This is a genomic window from Bacteroides sp. Marseille-P3684 (assembly GCF_900291465.1).
In the GTDB taxonomy this organism is placed as follows: Bacteria; Bacteroidota; Bacteroidia; order Bacteroidales; family Bacteroidaceae; genus Phocaeicola_A.
Genome location: NZ_LT985808.1, coordinates 2,429,399 through 2,448,030 on the forward strand (window position 1 = coordinate 2,429,399; position 18,632 = coordinate 2,448,030).

At 53.7% G+C, this 18,632-nt stretch carries 14 protein-coding genes; 11 read left to right on the top strand and 3 right to left on the bottom strand.

The features are described 5' to 3' along the window. Positions 1–108: 108 nt before the first annotated feature. Positions 109–1,629, top strand: coding sequence for a DUF4301 family protein (locus C8275_RS09550; protein WP_106484961.1), 1,521 nt, complete (start codon positions 109–111; stop codon positions 1,627–1,629). Between the two features lie 163 nt (positions 1,630–1,792). Here C8275_RS09550 and C8275_RS09555 read toward each other — a convergent pair whose 3' ends face one another. Further along, positions 1,793–2,260, bottom strand: coding sequence for a cytidine deaminase (locus C8275_RS09555; RefSeq protein ID WP_106484962.1), 468 nt, complete (start codon positions 2,258–2,260; stop codon positions 1,793–1,795). A 171-nt stretch (positions 2,261–2,431) separates the two neighbouring features. Between C8275_RS09555 and C8275_RS09560 the strand changes: the two genes are divergently transcribed. From C8275_RS09560 to C8275_RS09590, 7 genes are all read left to right on the top strand, one after another. After that, positions 2,432–3,319 carry a glucosaminidase domain-containing protein gene (locus C8275_RS09560; RefSeq protein WP_022384565.1) on the top strand — a complete coding sequence of 296 codons (888 nt, stop codon included), beginning with the start codon at positions 2,432–2,434 and terminating at the stop codon, positions 3,317–3,319. A gap of 33 nt (positions 3,320–3,352) precedes the next feature. Then, the gene (locus C8275_RS09565) at positions 3,353–3,679 is read left to right on the top strand and encodes an L-rhamnose mutarotase (RefSeq protein WP_106484963.1); all 327 of its coding nucleotides are present in this window, start codon (positions 3,353–3,355) and stop codon (positions 3,677–3,679) included. 428 nt (positions 3,680–4,107) lie between these two features. Then, positions 4,108–6,399 carry a bifunctional dihydroorotate dehydrogenase B NAD binding subunit/NADPH-dependent glutamate synthase gene (locus C8275_RS09570; protein WP_106484964.1) on the top strand — a complete coding sequence of 764 codons (2,292 nt, stop codon included), beginning with the start codon at positions 4,108–4,110 and terminating at the stop codon, positions 6,397–6,399. A 121-nt stretch (positions 6,400–6,520) separates the two neighbouring features. Further along, positions 6,521–6,841, top strand: coding sequence for a hypothetical protein (locus tag C8275_RS09575; protein ID WP_106484965.1), 321 nt, complete (start codon positions 6,521–6,523; stop codon positions 6,839–6,841). Positions 6,842–6,896: 55 nt separating this feature from the next. Then, positions 6,897–8,810, top strand: coding sequence for a YgiQ family radical SAM protein (locus tag C8275_RS09580; RefSeq protein WP_106484966.1), 1,914 nt, complete (start codon positions 6,897–6,899; stop codon positions 8,808–8,810). A gap of 49 nt (positions 8,811–8,859) precedes the next feature. Then, entirely contained in the window at positions 8,860–9,396 is a 537-nt protein-coding gene (locus tag C8275_RS09585; RefSeq protein ID WP_022384570.1) for an RNA polymerase sigma-70 factor, read from the top strand. Between the two features lie 80 nt (positions 9,397–9,476). Then, positions 9,477–10,643, top strand: a complete 1,167-nt coding sequence (locus C8275_RS09590) for a FecR family protein (protein WP_106484967.1) — start codon at positions 9,477–9,479, stop codon at positions 10,641–10,643. 641 nt (positions 10,644–11,284) lie between these two features. On the opposite strand, the gene C8275_RS09595 is transcribed toward C8275_RS09590, so the two are convergent. Then, positions 11,285–12,310: a hypothetical protein gene (locus C8275_RS09595; protein ID WP_157948239.1), complete on the bottom strand. Its 1,026-nt coding sequence runs from the start codon at positions 12,308–12,310 to the stop codon at positions 11,285–11,287. A 123-nt stretch (positions 12,311–12,433) separates the two neighbouring features. On the opposite strand from C8275_RS09595, the gene C8275_RS09600 reads away from it, so the two are divergent. Genes C8275_RS09600 through C8275_RS09610 form a run of 3 tightly spaced genes read left to right on the top strand, consistent with a single transcriptional unit; the run spans position 12,434 to position 15,047 of the window. Beyond that, on the top strand, positions 12,434–13,408 hold the full coding sequence (locus C8275_RS09600) for a Gfo/Idh/MocA family protein (protein WP_106484969.1): 975 nt from the start codon (positions 12,434–12,436) through the stop codon (positions 13,406–13,408). 19 nt (positions 13,409–13,427) lie between these two features. Further along, a complete protein-coding gene (locus C8275_RS09605) occupies positions 13,428–14,552 on the top strand; it encodes a DUF4421 domain-containing protein (protein WP_234395738.1) in 1,125 nt (374 codons plus the stop codon). A 3-nt stretch (positions 14,553–14,555) separates the two neighbouring features. Next, positions 14,556–15,047 (top strand): pyridoxamine 5'-phosphate oxidase family protein, encoded by a 492-nt coding sequence (locus C8275_RS09610; protein ID WP_106484970.1) that lies wholly within the window; start codon positions 14,556–14,558, stop codon positions 15,045–15,047. A gap of 102 nt (positions 15,048–15,149) precedes the next feature. Here the strand turns inward: C8275_RS09610 and mfd are convergent, their stop codons facing one another. Beyond that, the gene (gene mfd, locus C8275_RS09615) at positions 15,150–18,527 is read right to left on the bottom strand and encodes a transcription-repair coupling factor (RefSeq protein WP_106484971.1); all 3,378 of its coding nucleotides are present in this window, start codon (positions 18,525–18,527) and stop codon (positions 15,150–15,152) included. Positions 18,528–18,632: the final 105 nt, after the last annotated feature.

Consider the following 18,632-nt stretch of genomic DNA (forward strand, 5'->3'; position numbering starts at 1 on the left):
TTTTTATCCATTTTGTGCTTTACTCTTCGGAAATATTTATATTTTTGGCAGAAAAATTAGGTATTTTGTCAACAATTACTTGCATTAACTTTAAATTCTCCATATATAATGTTAACACAAGACGATAAAGCCTTATTGGCACAGAAAGGCATCAGCGAGGCACAAATTGCTGCCCAGCTGGCTTGTTTTGAGAAAGGGTTCCCCTATTTGAAGCTGGAAGCAGCCGCTTCCATCGGCAACGGTATCATGGCTACTGACGCATGTTCACTGGACGGTTATGTCCGTGCCTGGGAGAACTACAAGAAAGCAGGACACAAGGTCACAAAATTTGTCCCCGCATCGGGTGCCGCCAGCCGCATGTTCAAGAATATGTTTGAATTTTTGGGCGGCGACCACAACGAACCTCAGACCGACTTCGAGAAGAAGTTCTTCTCCCAGATAGAGCACTTCGCTTTCTACAACGACCTGAACGAGGCATGCCTCCGCAACCAGGGCAAGGATATTCCTGCCTTGCTTGCCGCCGGCGAGTACAAGGCAGTTGCAGCCAACCTGCTCGAAGCAGCAGGACTGAATTACGGTGCGCTTCCCAAAGGCTTGCTGAAGTTCCATAAATACGAAGACGGAGCACGTACCCCCCTGGAAGAACACCTGGTGGAAGGTGCTCTCTATGCAGCCGGTGCCGACGGACAGGTGAACGTCCACTTCACGGTGTCCCCCGAGCATCGCGCCCTCTTCGAGAAACTGGTGGCAGAGAAAGCCGAAAAATACGCAGCCAAGTACGGAGTAACCTACCACGTATCGTTCTCGGAACAAAAGCCCAGCACCGACACAGTGGCAGCCGACATGGACAACCATCCGTTCCGCGATGAGAAGGGCCGTCTCGTCTTCCGTCCCGGTGGTCACGGAGCACTCATCGAGAACCTGAACGACCTGGATTCAGATGTCATTTTTGTCAAGAATATCGACAATGTGGTTCCCGACCGTCTGAAAGATGACACCGTGACCTACAAACAATTGATTGCCGGCGTCCTGGTAACTTTGCAGGAACGCGCCTTCGAGTATCTGCGCCTCATTGACAGTGGCAAATATACTCACGAGCAGATTGAAGAAATGATTCGCTTCGTTCAGCAGGAACTGTATTGCCGCCGTTCGGATATCAAGAACCTGGAAGATGCAGACCTCGTGCTCTACCTGAAATCGAAGTTGAACCGTCCGATGCGCGTCTGCGGTATGGTAAAGAATGTAGGCGAACCGGGTGGTGGTCCGTTCCTGGCATACAACCAAGACGGCACCGTATCGCTGCAAATCCTCGAAAGCTCACAGATTGACATGAAGGATCCGGCGAAGAAAGCCATGTTTGAAAAAGGAACCCATTTCAATCCCGTAGACTTGGTTTGTGCCGTACGCGACTACAAGGGCAACAAGTTTGATTTGACCAAGTATGTAGACCCCAACACCGGCTTCATCTCTTACAAATCGAAGAATGGCAAAGACCTGAAGGCTCTCGAACTCCCCGGTTTGTGGAACGGCTCCATGAGCGACTGGAACACCGTCTTTGTGGAAGTACCTCTCAGCACGTTCAATCCGGTTAAGACCGTCAATGACCTCCTCCGTGAACAGCATCAATAGTCCTTCAGACTGAATACATACCCAAGAAGGTGTATCAAAATGGAAAATCCAATTCTGATACACCTTCTTTTCGTATCACCCGTATCGGCACCGACGCCCAAAGAGTCTCTGGCGTTTGGAACATAAAGAAAGCTTTTCGGTAATCCACCGTGGCTGATTGGGTTCAAAGGTCAAAGGAGAGTGGAAGGAGCATACGGGCATCCTCCAGGAGATAGATACGCTCCGTGCCATACAGCAGCACCCGGAAGGCATGCCCGGAGACTTTTGCCATCTCCGTCATCACCTGACGACAGGCTCCGCAGGGAGTGACCGGACGGGCGGTAAAGCCTTTCCCGTCATGAGCCGCAATCGCCAGCGTGTCAAAGGCAAGTTCCGGATGTGCGGCATGCGCATAAAACATCGCCGTCCGTTCGGCACACAGTCCCGACGGATAAGCTGCATTCTCCTGGTTGTTTCCCTGGATGACCGTTCCGTCAGCCAGACGCAAGGCTGCTCCTACCGAGAAGGAGGAATAGGGAGCATAGCTGCGCGAAGTTGCCTCACAGGCGGCACGCACCAGTTGCAAATCGGCAACAGCCAATTCCTCTTCAGACAACACCTGGACGGGACAAATGATTTCTAGCTTTTGCATAATCACAGACTGAATGTTGGTTGCCTACAAAAATAGACAAAAAGCCCAAAGAAATGTTTTGTTTACACAAGAATTTCCATCAGATAGATACGTGACATACAGATTCCATTAACTTTGCGTCAAAAGTGATTATCCATTCAAGTAATGCACAAACTCAAAACGAATTGACGTATGCAACTCAGATATTGGTTAGCGGGGATGGCCTGCCTGGGCACAGTCCTGACCATGACTGCACAGACCAGGACCAAGCTCTACGAGGACTATATCCATAAATACAAGGACCTCGCCGTCGAACAGATGTCACGCTATCGGATTCCGGCAAGCATCACCATGTCACAAGCACTGCTGGAGAGCGCGGCCGGACGCAGCCAGCTGGCAAGGCAATCGAACAACCACTTCGGCATCAAATGTGGCGGCAACTGGAATGGCCGTACCGTCTACCACGACGATGATGCCCGGGGAGAATGTTTCCGTGCGTACAAATCAGTCCGGGAATCCTACGAGGACCATTCACGGTTTCTCACCACACGGGGACGCTACTCCTTCCTGTTCAAGCTGAAGACCACCGACTACAAAGGCTGGGCACGGGGATTGAAGAAGGCAGGCTATGCCACGAACCCACGTTATGCCGACCAGCTGATTTCCATCATTGAGTTGTATGAACTGGATGAGCTGGATACCAAAAAAGGACGAAGCAAGTATGACCAACCGGTACGTTTCGTCCACGAACCGCTCCTCGCCAACGGTCTTCTCTATGTGATAGCACGCGATGGAGACACCTTCGAATCGCTTTCGAACGAGTTTGAAATATCCAAGCGCAAGCTGCGTAAATACAATGACCTCTACAAGGACTATCGCTTTCGCGACGGAGACATTGTCTACCTGGAGAAGAAACACCGGAAGGCTCCCAAACCACATATCATCCACCGGGTGAAACAAGGAGAATCGATGTATTCCATCGCCCAGACTTATGGCATGCGCCTGAAATCCCTGTATAAACTGAACGATAAAGACGAAGACTATACGCCCCGGGTAGGTGACTACCTGCGGCTGCGATGAACAAGAACCTGAAAACTATAAAAACTAATCACCATGGTACAACGTTATGGAAGTGTAATCAAGGTGGCTCCGGGCCGCCTGGAAGAGTACAAGCGGTTGCACGCTGCCGTTTGGGACTCGGTAAAGAAAATGATCAAAGAGTGCAACCTGCAGAACTATAGCATCTACTACAAGGACGGCTATCTGTTCAGCTACTACGAATATACCGGCAACGATTATGCTGCCGACATGGCCAAGATGGCAGCTGACCCCGAGACGCAACGCTGGTGGACCTTCTGCGAACCGTGCCAGCAGCCTCTCGAAAGCCGGGCGGAAGGAGAATGGTGGGCGACCATGGAGGAAGTATTCCATCTGGATTGACCCTCGCATCAGGCACCCGTCCATGAAGTCCTGCATGGCATCCGACAAGAGCTCTATCTTCCGAAAACATGCCATGCAGGACTTTCGTTTGCTGCAGCGGAGACTTGACACATGCACATCCATTATCTCTTTCCGGCATCAATCATTCACCGGAACCCAAGATTCATTGACAATACGAAAGAAAGTTATCGTCTCTGCATCTCTTACCTTCTGACAACCTATCCCCTCGCCTGATTCATTCCAACAGGCATTACTGCCCGATGTTACGTTTCAAACCGGTTCCATTCAATAACAATTTGCTAGCTGACGCCTGTCTCGGCAGAGCATTTTAGGAAGATACTTTTGGGCAATACGTCAAAAGCCACTATCTTTGCGAAGTTTCTATACGCCAACTTTTTTAGATAGATACTTAAAGCACTAGAACAAACATGAATAAGATCATTTCGAAAGAACAATTTTCAGAGAAAGTCTTCAAAATAGAAGTCGAAGCTCCTCTGATTGCAAAATCACGTAAAGCAGGACACTTTGTCATCGTACGTGTGGGAGAAAAAGGAGAACGCATGCCGCTGACAATTGCAGAAGCGGACCCCGTGAAAGGCACTATTACACTCGTGGTTCAGAAAGTGGGTTTGTCGTCCACCCGACTCTGCGAACTGAACGTCGGCGACGAGGTCACCGATATCGTGGGACCGCTCGGACAAGCCACGCACATCGAACACTTCGGAACGGTAGTATGTGCCGGAGGTGGTGTAGGCGTCGCTCCCATGCTCCCCATTATCCAGGCATTGAAGGCAGCAGGAAACCGTGTCATCTCCGTGCTGGCAGGACGTAGCAAAGACCTCATTATCCTGGAAGACGAAGTGCGAAAGAGTTCTGACGAAGTTATCATCATGACGGATGATGGTTCTTACGGGCGCAAGGGACTTGTGACGGAAGGTATCGAAAGTGTCATCCAACGTGAAAAGGTCGACAAATGCTTTGCCATTGGCCCTGCCATCATGATGAAGTTCGTGTGCATACTGACAAAGAAATACAACATTCCGACCGACGTTTCCCTGAACACCATCATGGTCGACGGAACAGGCATGTGTGGCGCCTGCCGCATCACCGTAGGGGGAAAGACCAAGTTCGTCTGTGTCGATGGTCCTGAATTCGACGGACATCAGGTTGACTTTGACGAAATGCTCAAGCGGATGGGAGCCTTCAAAAAGGCAGAACAGGAAGAGATGCAACGTTTCCAGGATGAACATGAATGCCAGGCTGAGATAGACCGTGACAGCCGCGATACCGAATGGCGCGTGGCATTGCGTAAAAGCATGAAGCCCAAGGAACGTACAGCCATCAAACGGGTTGTCATGCCTGAGTTGGATCCCGAGTACCGTTCACATAGCCGCAAGGAAGAGGTGAACCGTGGGTTGAGTGCCGAACAGGCTGTTGTGGAAGCCCAACGCTGTCTTGACTGCGCCAATCCGACTTGCATGACGGGATGTCCTGTAGGCATCAACATCCCGGGCTTTATCAAGAACATTGAACGTGGAGAATTCCTCGAAGCCGCCCGTGTATTGAAAGAGACCAGCGCCCTGCCGGCTGTATGCGGTCGTGTGTGTCCGCAGGAGAAACAATGTGAATCGAAATGTATCCACCTCAAGATGGGCGAACCTGCTGTAGCCATCGGTTACCTGGAACGCTTTGCCGCCGACTATGAACGTGAAAGCGGACACATTGCACTGCCTCGTGTTGCCGAAAAGAACGGAATCAAGGTGGGAGTCATCGGGTCCGGACCTGCCGGATTGTCTTTTGCCGGAGACATGGTGAAACTGGGCTACGACGTCACGGTGTTTGAAGCACTGCATGAGATTGGCGGTGTATTGAAATATGGTATACCCGAGTTCCGTCTGCCGAACAAGATTGTCGACGTGGAAATCGAGAACCTGAGTAAGATGGGTGTACACTTCGTGAAAGACTGCATCATCGGCAAAACACTCAGTGTCGACGAACTGAAAGAAGCCGGATTCAAAGGATTCTTTGTGGCATCGGGTGCCGGACTTCCCAATTTCATGAATATCCCCGGAGAGAACTCCATCAATATCATGTCCTCCAATGAATACCTGACCCGCGTAAACCTGATGGATGCTGCCAGCGAAGACAGTGACACGCCTGTGACGTTTGGCAAACGCGTCGCCGTCATCGGAGGAGGCAATACCGCCATGGACTCGGTACGTACGGCCCGCCGGTTGGGAGCGGAACGTGCCATGATTATCTACCGACGCTCGGAGCAGGAGATGCCCGCCCGTCTGGAGGAAGTCAAACATGCGAAAGAGGAAGGAGTGGAGTTCATCACGCTTCATAACCCCATCGAATACATTGCCGACGAACGAGGTGCCGTCAAGCAGGTCGTTCTGCAGAAGATGGAACTGGGAGAGCCCGACGCTTCCGGACGTCGCAGTCCGGTGCCCATCCCCGGAGCTACCGAAACGATAGACATCGACATGGCTATCGTCAGTGTCGGCGTATCGCCCAATCCCATTGTCCCCCACTCCATCCCGGGACTTGAGCTGGGGCGCAAAGGCACAATCGCTGTCAATGAGGACATGCAGTCATCCATCCCGACCATTTATGCCGGCGGTGACATCGTACGCGGTGGAGCAACCGTCATTCTGGCCATGGGCGACGGACGGCGGGCTGCTGCAGCCATGCACAAACAGCTCTCCGGCAACTGACATCCTGTACCGGATACCATCGGGCAGCCACATCTGCCAGCACTAAATAATTCCTCCGAGAATCCGACGCTCTCGGAGGAATTTTATACATTTGTCACACCAAACCAAACCCCTATAAGCTATGTATACCATACAGACCAACCCGACAGGAACCCGAAACCTGGAGATTTCCGAAGAACATCTACAGACCATCCGCAAATATGCGTTATTTGAACACCTCATCGACAGCAACGGGATTGTCGACGAAAGTGTGCTTGACAAGCTGAAGCTCAACGTCCGTTCCCTGATAGCTTCCGCTGAATGCAACTGCAAGGATTTGCTGGACCTCTGCATCGACGTGATTTATCACAACAACATGAAAGCTTTCGGTCTGAATGCCCTGGTGAACCTTTACAAGACCTGGAACACGGAACATCCTGCTCCGGCGGAGAAAGAAGAATAAACCCAATCCACTTTCCCCTCCTGTTTGAACCCTATCCATACAGAAACCTTACAACATGCGTGAATATAAACTCACCGATTGGTTACCCACCACCAAGAAGGAAGTCGAACTTCGTGGTTGGGATACACTTGATGTCATCCTCTTCAGTGCCGATGCCTATGTGGACCATCCTTCATTCGGGACGGCTGTCATCGGACGGATTCTTGAAGCGAAAGGATTGCGTGTTGCCATCGTGACCCAACCCAACTGGCGTGACGACCTGCGCGATTTCAAGAAACTGGGACGTCCCCGCCTGTTCTTTGGAGTGGCACCCGGATGTATGGATTCCATGGTCAACAAGTATACTGCAAACCGCCGTCTCCGTTCAGAAGATGCTTATACGCCCGACGGACGGCATGACTTGCGTCCGGAATACCCGACCATCGTTTACACACAGGCGTTGAAACGCTTGTACCCCGATGTACCCGTTGTCTTGGGAGGCATTGAGGCCTCTCTGCGACGCTTGTCCCACTATGACTATTGGCAGGAGCGACTGAAGAAGTGCATCCTTGTCGATTCAGGAGCCGACATGCTCATTTACGGCATGGGAGAGAAACCGGTTGTGGAGCTTTGCCGGAAAATGGAAGCCATGCTCGGCGCAGACGAAAGGGAATTCTCTGTCAGCCGTCATCATCTCCCACAAGATGTTCGCCAGACCGCATTCCTCGTCCGTCCGCAGGAAGTCCCGGGAGGCATTACCGACACCGACATCTGCCTGTACTCCCACGAGGAATGTCTGGCAGACAAGAAGAAACAGGCAATCAACTTCCGTCATATTGAGGAAGAATCCAACAAATATGAGGCACAACGCATCCTTCAGGCTGTCGACAACCGCATGGTCGTGGTCAATCCTCCTTTCCCTCCCCTGACCCAACAGGAACTGGACCACTCATTCGACCTGCCTTATACCCGCATGCCCCATCCGAAATACAAGGGGAAACGTATTCCTGCATACGACATGATCAAGTTCTCTGTCAATATCCATCGTGGATGTTTCGGCGGATGTGCGTTCTGTACGATATCCGCCCATCAGGGAAAGTTCATCATGAGCCGGAGCAAGGAAAGTATACTCAGGGAAGTGAAGGCGATTGTCGAGCAACCGGACTTTAAAGGCTATCTGTCTGACTTGGGAGGTCCCTCAGCCAACATGTATGCCATGGGCGGACGCAACCAGAGCCGTTGCCACCGGTGCAAACGTCCTTCCTGCATCCATCCGCAAATCTGCCCCAACCTGAATACCGACCATCGTCCGTTACTGGAAATCTACCATGCCGTCGATGCACTTCCCGGCATCAAAAAGAGCTTCATCGGCAGTGGGGTACGTTACGACTTGCTGCTGCACCGCAGTGGAGATGAGTCCATCGACCGGAGTGCGGATGAATATACCCGGGAACTGATACAGAATCATGTAAGCGGACGCCTGAAGGTGGCTCCGGAACATACCAGTCCCCATGTACTCCGACTGATGCGCAAGCCGTCGTTTGAACAGTTCTATGCCTTCAAGCGTATCTTTGATACCGTCAACCGGCAATTCGGCTTGAGGCAGCAAATCATCCCCTACTTCATATCCAGCCATCCCGGATGTACGGAAGCTGACATGGCAGAACTGGCCGTACTCACGAAACAGCTGGACTTCCATCTGGAGCAGGTGCAGGATTTCACACCGACTCCGATGACAGTCAGTACGGAGGCATGGTATACAGGGGTTCATCCTTACACGCTTGAACCGGTATTCTCTGCCAAGACACCGCGCGAGAAACTTGCCCAACGCATGTTCTTCTTCTGGTATAAACCCGAAGAACGTGCCAACATCATGGCTGAATTGCGCCGTATCGGGAGGAGTGACCTGATTGACAAACTCTACACAAGAGACAAAAACAATCCGACAAGCAAGAAGCAACGGCATCCGGGTGGAAGGAAGATGCGTTGACCGACAACGGGAGATTTTCTCTAAACACTACACTTACAGCCTCTGACGAATGAGCGATCTCATCAAAGACATACGAAACAACCGAATCCAGGCATTCAGGCAGCTCTTCAACGACTACTACCCGATGCTCTGTGCCCTGGCACACCAATACATTGCCGACAGAGAGTGTTGCAAGGACATCGCGCAAGATGCGCTGCTTACTTACTGGGAGCTTCGTGAACGATTTGATGACATCCGTCAGGTGAAAAGCTTCCTCTACATCACCACACGCAACAAAAGTCTGAATGTGCTCAAGCATGAACAGTTTAAGGATGAATCAGCCTCCATGCCGGATATCATCGCCGATGAGGTGCTGGAGGACCGGATTATCCGTCAGGAGACCTACCTGCAAGTGCGGCGTTCCGTGGAAAGCCTGCCCGGACAGATGCAGCGCATCATCCGCTTGAGTATGTCCGGGAAACGCAACAGCGAGATAGCCCGGATTCTTTCTATCTCAGAAGGTACCGTACATTCGCTCAAGAAGACGGCTTACAAGAAACTGCGTATCATTTTGAAAGAACACTTCTTTCTATTGTTGTTCATTTAGAAACTAAAAATAATACTGCAGTGACTACCCCATTTGCCACTGCCGGTTGTTATACCCATAAAGACCGTAAATACCGAACCATGGACATACAGAAATGTATAGATATCGCTCGCCTGCTGGCAAAGAAACTGACCGGCTCCATCACACCGGAGGAGAACCAACAGCTGGATGAGTGGAGACTGGCCGACCGCCGGCATCAGGAGCTGGCAGACAAACTGACGGACGAAAAAGACTACCTGGTCCATCAACAGGAACTGGAACAGTTCCCGCCCGCTGAACGCTGGGAGCAGGTGGAACAGACAATCCGGAAACAAAACCATTGTTCACCTTTTGCCACCCGAAGATGGATTGCAGCTGCTGCCGCAGCCGTTTTGCTGGTGCTTGCAGCGGGAAGCATCTATTACCATTACCGGCATACAGCGGGAGAAGGCATACAACTTGCCGCATTGGACGTCCCCGCCGGAACACACTCCGCACAGCTGGTATTGAGCAACAACGAAATCATTTATTTAAATTCCGACAGCAAATGTATCTACAACGAACTGAAAGGCGTTCAGATCGTCCAGGAATCTGACGGAGTCAAGTTCCTTCCGCAAAAAGATATCCCCGACACACTTATCTACAACCAAATCCGGACGCTGCAAGGCATGGAATACCATATCACCTTGGGCGAAGGGACAAAAATCTTCATGAATGCCCAGAGTACGCTGACTCATCCCTTGGCTTTCCGTGGCAAGGAGCGTCTGGTGAAGTTTGAGGGCGAAGCTTATTTTGAAGTAGCCAAAGACAGCAAACATCCTTTCGTCATTGAGCTGGGAGACAAACGGCTGCAAGTGCTGGGGACTTCCTTCAACGTACATGCCTATCCGGACGAAGACTTGATGCAGATTACATTGGAAAGCGGTGCGTTGGAAATGGATGGGACCCGTATCCGACCCGGAGAACAAATCGTATACGACAGGAAATCGCATGAATTGACGGTACATGCCGTTGATACGAAAGAGTTTGTGGCATGGCATGAAGGGCACTTCCTCTTCCGGAACGAACGCCTGGAGGATATTCTTCGCACCCTCTCCCGCTGGTATAGCTTTGACTATGATTTTGCCGATCAGGCTGCCAGGGATGTACGCTTCGGCGCTTACCTGAGTCGGTATGACAACATGAAGACCATCATCAACATGCTGCAACGCACCGGACTGGTAAACGTAACGGTCAAAGATGGCAAGCTCTTGTTTGGCATCCCCTGAAAACAAGGATTACACAACTCTCTTTTCATCACATACTCTTCTTACACGAATCCCCTGCTTGTCGGCTAGCGAGCCTGTACAAGCAGGGGATATTTTCATGCCTGCACACATCAGGCTGGTCCTTCATGCCCCGGGAACCAAAGTATACCCTTAAACCCAAATCGATCATTAGACTTTGAGTAGATTGTTCGCATCTGTCAGGCAGCTTGTTTCTCGTTTTGGTGAAGACGTAGCGGGCTACGTCGAAACAGAACGAGGAAGAAGATGCCGACAGAGGGGAACAAGATGCTCAAAGAGCGTGCCCTTGTAAAACGGGGAGCCAGAGCCAGAACTTTGAGCGGTCTAATGATCGATTTGGGTTAAAAAGAATCCTGTCCAGACTTTCACAAGCCCGGACAGGATATTACAATTAATTTATATATAGAGAGAGAAAAATGCAATTTGAAGATTGAGTGCGGAAGAAATCGTTCTTTCGTTGAGGACCTCCTTCCTTCTCAATTGCGCTGCAAAGATAATGGATATTTCTTCAAAAAGAAAGGTAGAACCTAGAAAAAATGTTTAAGAGTAATAAGTTTGTTCAAACTACACCCAAATATCGGCTTTTCACTTGGCAGAAAGAAAGTAGGCATCCAGTTCCTGTCTTACCACGGACGATATGCCGAACCATCCCGACGGGCAGCCTCGCGCTCTTGTTCAGCAGCCTGACGCATGCGCTCGGCTTTGAGGCGTTCCTGCTCGGCACGTGCATCTGCCAGCATCTTCTCTTTTTCACCCGACATCAGCGTACCATATTGGAACAGCATCGGTGCGTCGGTCAACAGCGTAGCCAAGGCGGAAGCATACAGGCTGATAGCCCAGAACGCTACTTTCAAGCCAACATAGTAACCCGGCAAATCGGCCGCAACGCCATCCACATTGCCCCGGGCAACCATCCCGTCAACCAACCAGGTAATGGACGTCGGCAACGAACAGATAAAGCAGAACACACCGGTGATGATGCCTGCCAGTACCACAATGGCAAAGGTCGAACCCCAGTTGGGAGTCCCCTTGCGGAAAGCGTGCAGAAAAGCATCCCACAACGACTCGCGTTCCAACATATAATAATAAGGAAAGAGCTTGAAGATGACACCGCAATACAGCAATACCGGGATGAGCAGCAATCCTAACCAGGGAGTCAGCGTGATGAGCATATAGAAGATGGCAGCGACAATCAGCCAGAAGAACAGGATGAACAAGGCATACAGGAAATAGCGCCAGACATCCCGCTGCATCCATGACCACCAGGAACCGAGCTTCATGGAAGGCACATATCCCAAATCAACATACTTGCGGAAGATGCCGAAGACAAGAGCTTTCCAGCAACACGTCCCCAACAGGGCTACCACACCGCACACCAGCAGACGCAATGCCAACGAAGAATAAAAGTCGGCAAGTGCACCGGGAGATGCCATCAGAGCGGTCACATCCGCCGTCGCTTCCATCTGCTGGACAATATCCATCAGCCAGGTCATGGCAAATGCCAGTATGACAGCATACGGAATCAGGATAAACGAACCGACACGCAATATGGTCTGTAAATTCTTCTCCAGAAACTTATAGCCACCGGACAAGCGTCCCGAAAATCCCCGACGCTTATAAAAGGTACTTAAATGCTCTATGTTTTCCATAATTTATACTATTAAAAATCGGTGATATGTGTGGCAAAAGTAAGTAAATTGGATAACTTTGCAATTCACAGATGTATATTTTTTAAGTTAAGCTTTACAATCCAACAAAAAACAAGAGACACTATGATTAAATGGGGCTTTATTGGTTGCGGAGATGTAACCGAGAAGAAGAGCGGACCGGCTTTCAACAAAGTCGAAGGGTCTAAAGTGGTTGCCGTGATGAGCCGGAATGCCGAGAGGGCTCGGTCCTATGCACAACGGCACAACGTATCGCGCTGGTATACCGACCCGCAGGAACTGGTCGATGACCCGGAAGTGAATGCCGTGTACATCGCCACGCCCCCGTCGTCGCACGCCACCTTCGCCATCATGGCGATGAAAGCCGGGAAACCGGTCTACATCGAGAAGCCCATGGCGGCAAGCTATGAAGACTGTACACGCATCAACCGCATCTCGGAGGAGACCGGCGTGCCGTGTTTCGTGGCATACTACCGGCGCTACCTGCCCTACTTCCAGAAGGTGAAGCAACTCGTCAAGGAGGGGGCCATCGGGAAGGTCATCAACGTACAAATCCGCTTCGCACAGCCGCCCGGAGCACTGGACAACAGCAAGACCGACCAGCCGTGGCGACTGAATGCCACCATCGCCGGAGGCGGATATTTCTACGACCTCGCCCCGCACCAGATAGACATCCTGCAGGACATGTTCGGATGCATCCTGGAGGCCGAAGGCGTCAGCAGCAACCGCGGGGGACTCTACTCGGCAGAGGATTCCGTCAGCGCCTGCTTCAAGTTCCAGAACGGGTTGCCCGGCTCCGGCTCGTGGTGCTTTGTCGCGCACGAATCGGCGAAGGAAGACCGCATCGAAATCATCGGCGACAAGGGGATGATTTGCTTCTCGGTATTCTCGTTCGCCCCCATCGCCCTGCATACGGAACGCGGACGGGAAGAATTCACCTTCGAGAACCCGGAGAACATCCAATACCCGCTGATAAAGGCGGTCGTGGAGCATCTGCAGAACAAAACCATCTGCACGTGCGACGGCGTAAGCGCCACACCGACCAACTGGGTCATGGACCGTATCCTGCACAAACTGTAATCTGTCAAACACCTCATACATGCCATTCCGCCTGACCTTCTGCATCGCTTTTCTCTTACTGACGTCCTGCCTGCTCCTGCATGCGCAAGGGGGACCGTCCCTCACACGTACGCTGCCAGTCCGTACAGACACACCGACTGACAGCCTGGAGACCGATTCCGTCGTCGGCAAGGAGAAACGCAAGTCCTGGTTCACGCGTATGGTGCAATGGATCGATTTCAACAATCCCGACCCGCGCTACATCACCCCGAACCTCTACAACTTCACCTTCATGCTCAACACGACCAGCTCGTACGAGCACTACCGCATCGCCAGCTCCTCGGCGAAGGAACAGAGCCTCACCTTTGTCCCCACCCCTTCGTGGCGCATCGGCGCATACTTCGGGTGGCGCTGGATTTTCCTCGGATGGTCCGTCGACGTGCACGACCTCTTCGGCAAGGACAGCCACCGGAGCCAGAAGAGCGAATTCAACCTCAGCCTCTACAGCGCCAAGCTGGGAGCCGACATCTACTACCTGAAGAGCAGCAACAACTTCAAGGTGAAGAATGTCTCGGGATTCGACCACATAGACAGCCGGCAGACTTTCCGTTTCGACGGACTGAAGTCGGAGATGAAGGGCATCAATCTCTACTACATCTTCAACAACCGACGCTTCTCCTACCCTGCCGCCTACAGCCAGTCGACCAACCAGCGCAAAAGTGCCGGCTCGCTCATTGCGGGCTTTTCCTACTCCCGCCACAAGTTCCTCTTCGACCCCGGACAACTGCCCGAGGGCATCAGCGGACAGCTGGAGGACAACATGCGCTTCCGCAAGATACGCTACATCGACTACAGCCTGAACTTCGGCTACGGCTACAACTGGGTCTTCGCCAAGAACTGCCTGGCGAACCTCTCCGTGACGCCTGCCGTCGGGTACAAGGCGTCCGACATCTGCTTCGAGAACGAGGCGTACAACGAGACCGACCACAACATCAACTTCGACGTCATCACGCGTGCCGCCGTCGTCTACAACAACACGAAGTACTACGTCGGGGCATCCCTCCTGGCGCACACGTACGACTACCACCGCAAACGTTTCTGGATAAACAATACCTATGGCATCCTGCAATTCTACGTAGGATTCAACTTCAATAAAAAGAGATAGACAATGAAGAATTACACCAACGAACAGGTGCGTCGGCAAGACCGGTTGCTCGACGAGAACCTGGCAGACGAACTGGTCAGAAAAGGAGAATATGGAGTGCTGTCGATGGTCACACCGGAAGGCGAGGGATACGGCATCCCCGTCAATTACGTGTGGGACGAAAGCCTCAATGCGCTGTACATCCACTGTGCACCGCAAGGGAGGAAGCTCACCTGCCTGGCACACCAGCCACTCGTGACATTCACCATCATCGGACGGACGGGAGTCGTCCCATCCAAGTTTACCACCAACTATGAGAGCGTCGTCCTCGCCTGTACCGCTCACACCGGGCTGCCCGCCGAGGAACGCATGAAGGCGCTCGAACTCATCCTCGACAAATATGCGCCCGACGACAAGACCGTCGGCTTGAAGTACACCGAGAAGTCGTTCCACCGCACGGAAGTCATCCGCCTGGACATCCGCTCCGCCAGCGGCAAGTGCAAGGTGGTCCGCTGAATAAAGACAGGACAGAGGCACAAGGACGCAGCGTGATTCTTCCGCCGCACCTTGTGCCTCTGTCCGTATCCCGCGGTGGACGTCCTGCCGACGTCCCCGGGCTCAGCAGCTCAGGCTGAACATTTCCTTCAATATCAGGACGGCATGCTCCACACTCTCCACATCGCGCACCACCATGCTGCGCTTGCCGTTCTGTTCGCGCAGGTTGCACTGACGCGGATATTTCCCCATGTATGCAATGACTTTGCCGAATGCCTCGCTCTGGTAGTAGGGGCTGTCGGGGTTGCTCACGAAGTAGAGGCTCATGCGCCCTGCCTTCAGGAAGATTTTCTCGATGCCCAACCGCTTGCCCAGGCGGCGCAGGGGGACAATCTTCAGCAGCTCCTCGCTCTCCTGGGGCAGTTTGCCGAATCGGTCCTCCAGGCGTTGGCGGTATGCCTCCACATCCTTGTCGAGCTCCAGCCCGTCCAGCTCGCGGTAGAGCAACATGCGTTCGCTGCTGCTGGGCACATATTCGTCGGGGAACAACAGCTCCAGGTCGCTCTCCACCGTACACTCCGACACGAACTCCTCCCCGCTGAGCTTCTCCTCGCCGGCTGCCACCTGACCGTCGCCGTTCTCATAGAGCGAGGCGAACTCGTCGTTCTTCAGTTCCGTGATGGCTTCCGCCAGAATCTTCTGGTACGTCTCGTAACCCAGGTCGGCGATGAAGCCGCTCTGCTCCGCCCCCAGCAGATTGCCCGCACCGCGTATGTCGAGGTCCTGCATGGCGATGTGGATGCCGCTGCCCAGGTCCGAGAAGTTCTCGATGGCCTGCAGACGCCGGCGCGACTCCGTGGGCAGGGACGACAAGGGGGGAGCCATCAGATAGCAGAACGCCTTCTTGTTGCTGCGCCCCACGCGGCCGCGCATCTGGTGCAGGTCGCTCAGGCCGAAGTTCTGTGCCTGGTTGATGATGATGGTGTTGGCATTGGGGATGTCGATACCGCTCTCGATGATGGTCGTCGCCACCAGGACATCGTAGTCATAGTTGGCAAAACCCAGGATGACCTGCTCCAGCTCCTCGGGAGCCATCTGTCCGTGACCGATGCAGACGCGGGCGTCGGGCACCAGGCGGAGAATCATGGCTTTCAGCTCCTCGAGGTTGTTGATGCGGTTGTTCACGAAGAACACCTGCCCGTTGCGGCTCATCTCGAAGTTGATTGCCTCGGCAATGATTTCCTCGTTGAACGTGTGCACCTCCGTCTGCACCGGGTAGCGGTTGGGAGGCGGCGTCTGGATGACGGACATGTCGCGCGCACCCATCAGGGAGAACTGCAGCGTGCGCGGGATGGGCGTGGCAGTCATCGTCAGCGTGTCGACGTTCACCTTCAGCTGCTTGAGCTTCTCCTTCACCGCGACGCCGAACTTCTGCTCCTCGTCGATGACCAGCAGCCCCAGGTCCTTGAACTTGACGTCCTTGCCGATGATGCGGTGCGTGCCCACGAGGATGTTCACCTCGCCCTCCTTCAGCTCCTTCAGGATGCGGCGCACATCGGACGGCTTGCGGGCGCGGCTCAGGTAATCCACCCGGCAGGGGAAGTCCTTCAGCCGGTCGCGGAACGTGCAGTAATGTTGGTATGCCAGCACGGTCGTCGGCACGAGCACCGCCACCTGCTTGTTGTCGCACACTGCCTTGAAGGCGGCACGGATGGCGACTTCGGTCTTGCCGAAGCCTACGTCACCGCAGACAAGGCGGTCCATCGGACGGTCCTTCTCCATGTCAGCCTTCACCTCCTGTGTCGCCTTCAGCTGGTCGGGCGTGTCCTCATAGAGGAAGCTCGCCTCCAGCTCGTGCTGCAGGAAGGAGTCGGGGCTGAAGCTGAAGCCCTTCTCCTCGCGCCGGCGGGCGTAGAGACGGATGAGGTCGCGGGCAATGTCCTTGATTTTGCTCTTCGTCTTCTCCTTCAGCTTCTCCCAGGCGCCCGTGCCGAGCTTGTTCAGGCGCGGCGGCTCGCCCTCCTTCCCCTTGTACTTGGAAATCTTGTGCAGCGCGTGGATGGAGACGAACACCACGTCGTCATTCTGATAGACCAGCTTGATGACCTCCTGCGTGCTGTCGCCGTTGGGGATGCGCACCAGTCCGGCGAACCGCCCGATGCCGTGGTCGATGTGCACCACGTAGTCGCCCGGTTCGAACTGGTTGAGCTCCTTCAGCGTGAGCGCCACCTTGCCGCTGCGCGCCTTGTCGCTCTTGAGATTGTACTTGTGGAAACGGTCGAATATCTGATGGTCGGTGAAAAAACACGTGCGGAGGGTGTGGTCGGTGAAGCCTTCATGCAGCGTCCGGTCGACGGGCGTGAAGGGGATGTCGTCGCCGCGCTCCTCGAAGATGGCACGGATGCGGTCCGTCTGCTTGACACTGTCCGAGAGGATGTAGAGGCGGTAGTCCTTGGCGAGCAGCTCCTTCAGGACCGACGCCACGAGGTCGAAGTTCTTGTGGAAGATGGGTTGCATCTCGGTCGAGAAGTGCAGGGTGGCGTCGGGCGTCCCCGTCGGCTTGCTACCGAACTCCACGCGCCGGAAGTCGAGCATCCGCCGGGCAAACTCCTCGCCGGTGACGGTCGAGGGCAGCACCACGTGGTCCACGCCCTCCTCTTCCGCCAGGGCGACGGCTGCCTGCGGGGAGACCGCCTCGCCGTGGACCGACTCGACCTTCTCGCACGCCCAGTGGAAGTCCTTTATCCACAGCATCGAGCCTTCGGGCAGGAAGTCGAGCAGCTGCACCTCGCCTGCACCTCCGCCCGTCAGTTCCGGGACGATGGCGATGCGGTCTTTCTTCTCCTTCGACAGCTGGCTGTCCACCTCGAACGTGCGGATGCTGTCCACCTCGTCGCCGAAGAAGTCCACGCGGTAGGGGTACTCCGACGAGAAGGAGAAGACGTCGACGATGCTTCCGCGGACGGCAAACTGACCGGGCTCGTAGACGTAATCCACGCGCTCGAAGCCGAAATCCGACAAGGTCTTCTCCACCTCCACGGGGTCATACTTCCCACCCGTCTCCAGCAGCAGCGTCCGTGCCGAGAGGGCCTGCATCGAGACGACCTTCTCTGCCAGCGCCTCGGGATAGGTGACGATGCAGACGGGCGACGCCCCCTTGCCCAGGCGGCTCAGCGCCTCGGTGCGCAGGATTTCGTTGGCGGAATCCTTCTGCCCGTATTTGATGGCGCGGCGGTAGGCGGACGGGAAGAAGAGCACGTCCGTGTCGCCGTTTATCTGCGTCAGGTCGTGGTAGAAGTAGCCCGCCTCCTCGAGGTCGTTGAGGATGCAGACGATGTAGTCCCGTTTCCGGCGTATGAAGGATGATAGAAACAAGGGAGCCGCCGAGGCGCAAAGTCCCTCCAAGTAAATGGTCCGTGCGGACGCTTTCTCACAAAGTGCGGCGAAAGCCTTCGTGTTCGAATGGCTCTCATAAACAGCTTGTAATTCCTGTATATTCATCAGCTCGATTCTAAATGCGCCGCAAAATTAAGCAAAAAATCGGCTTCCTGCACCCGGAGCGCGGTGTGAATGAACCCGTAAGGCAACGCGGCAGGCGACTTCCGC

Bases quoted from the DNA above. Each gene is read 5' to 3' on its own strand.
- C8275_RS09550 (WP_106484961.1), top strand. From the start codon at position 109: ATGTTAACACAAGACGATAAAGCCTTATTGGCACAGAAAGGCATCAGC.
- C8275_RS09555 (WP_106484962.1), bottom strand. From the start codon at position 2,260: ATGCAAAAGCTAGAAATCATTTGTCCCGTCCAGGTGTTGTCTGAAGAG.
- C8275_RS09560 (WP_022384565.1), top strand. From the start codon at position 2,432: ATGCAACTCAGATATTGGTTAGCGGGGATGGCCTGCCTGGGCACAGTC.
- C8275_RS09565 (WP_106484963.1), top strand. From the start codon at position 3,353: ATGGTACAACGTTATGGAAGTGTAATCAAGGTGGCTCCGGGCCGCCTG.
- C8275_RS09570 (WP_106484964.1), top strand. From the start codon at position 4,108: ATGAATAAGATCATTTCGAAAGAACAATTTTCAGAGAAAGTCTTCAAA.
- C8275_RS09575 (WP_106484965.1), top strand. From the start codon at position 6,521: ATGTATACCATACAGACCAACCCGACAGGAACCCGAAACCTGGAGATT.
- C8275_RS09580 (WP_106484966.1), top strand. From the start codon at position 6,897: ATGCGTGAATATAAACTCACCGATTGGTTACCCACCACCAAGAAGGAA.
- C8275_RS09585 (WP_022384570.1), top strand. From the start codon at position 8,860: ATGAGCGATCTCATCAAAGACATACGAAACAACCGAATCCAGGCATTC.
- C8275_RS09590 (WP_106484967.1), top strand. From the start codon at position 9,477: ATGGACATACAGAAATGTATAGATATCGCTCGCCTGCTGGCAAAGAAA.
- C8275_RS09595 (WP_157948239.1), bottom strand. From the start codon at position 12,310: ATGGAAAACATAGAGCATTTAAGTACCTTTTATAAGCGTCGGGGATTT.
- C8275_RS09600 (WP_106484969.1), top strand. From the start codon at position 12,434: ATGATTAAATGGGGCTTTATTGGTTGCGGAGATGTAACCGAGAAGAAG.
- C8275_RS09605 (WP_234395738.1), top strand. From the start codon at position 13,428: ATGCCATTCCGCCTGACCTTCTGCATCGCTTTTCTCTTACTGACGTCC.
- C8275_RS09610 (WP_106484970.1), top strand. From the start codon at position 14,556: ATGAAGAATTACACCAACGAACAGGTGCGTCGGCAAGACCGGTTGCTC.
- mfd (WP_106484971.1), bottom strand. From the start codon at position 18,527: ATGAATATACAGGAATTACAAGCTGTTTATGAGAGCCATTCGAACACG.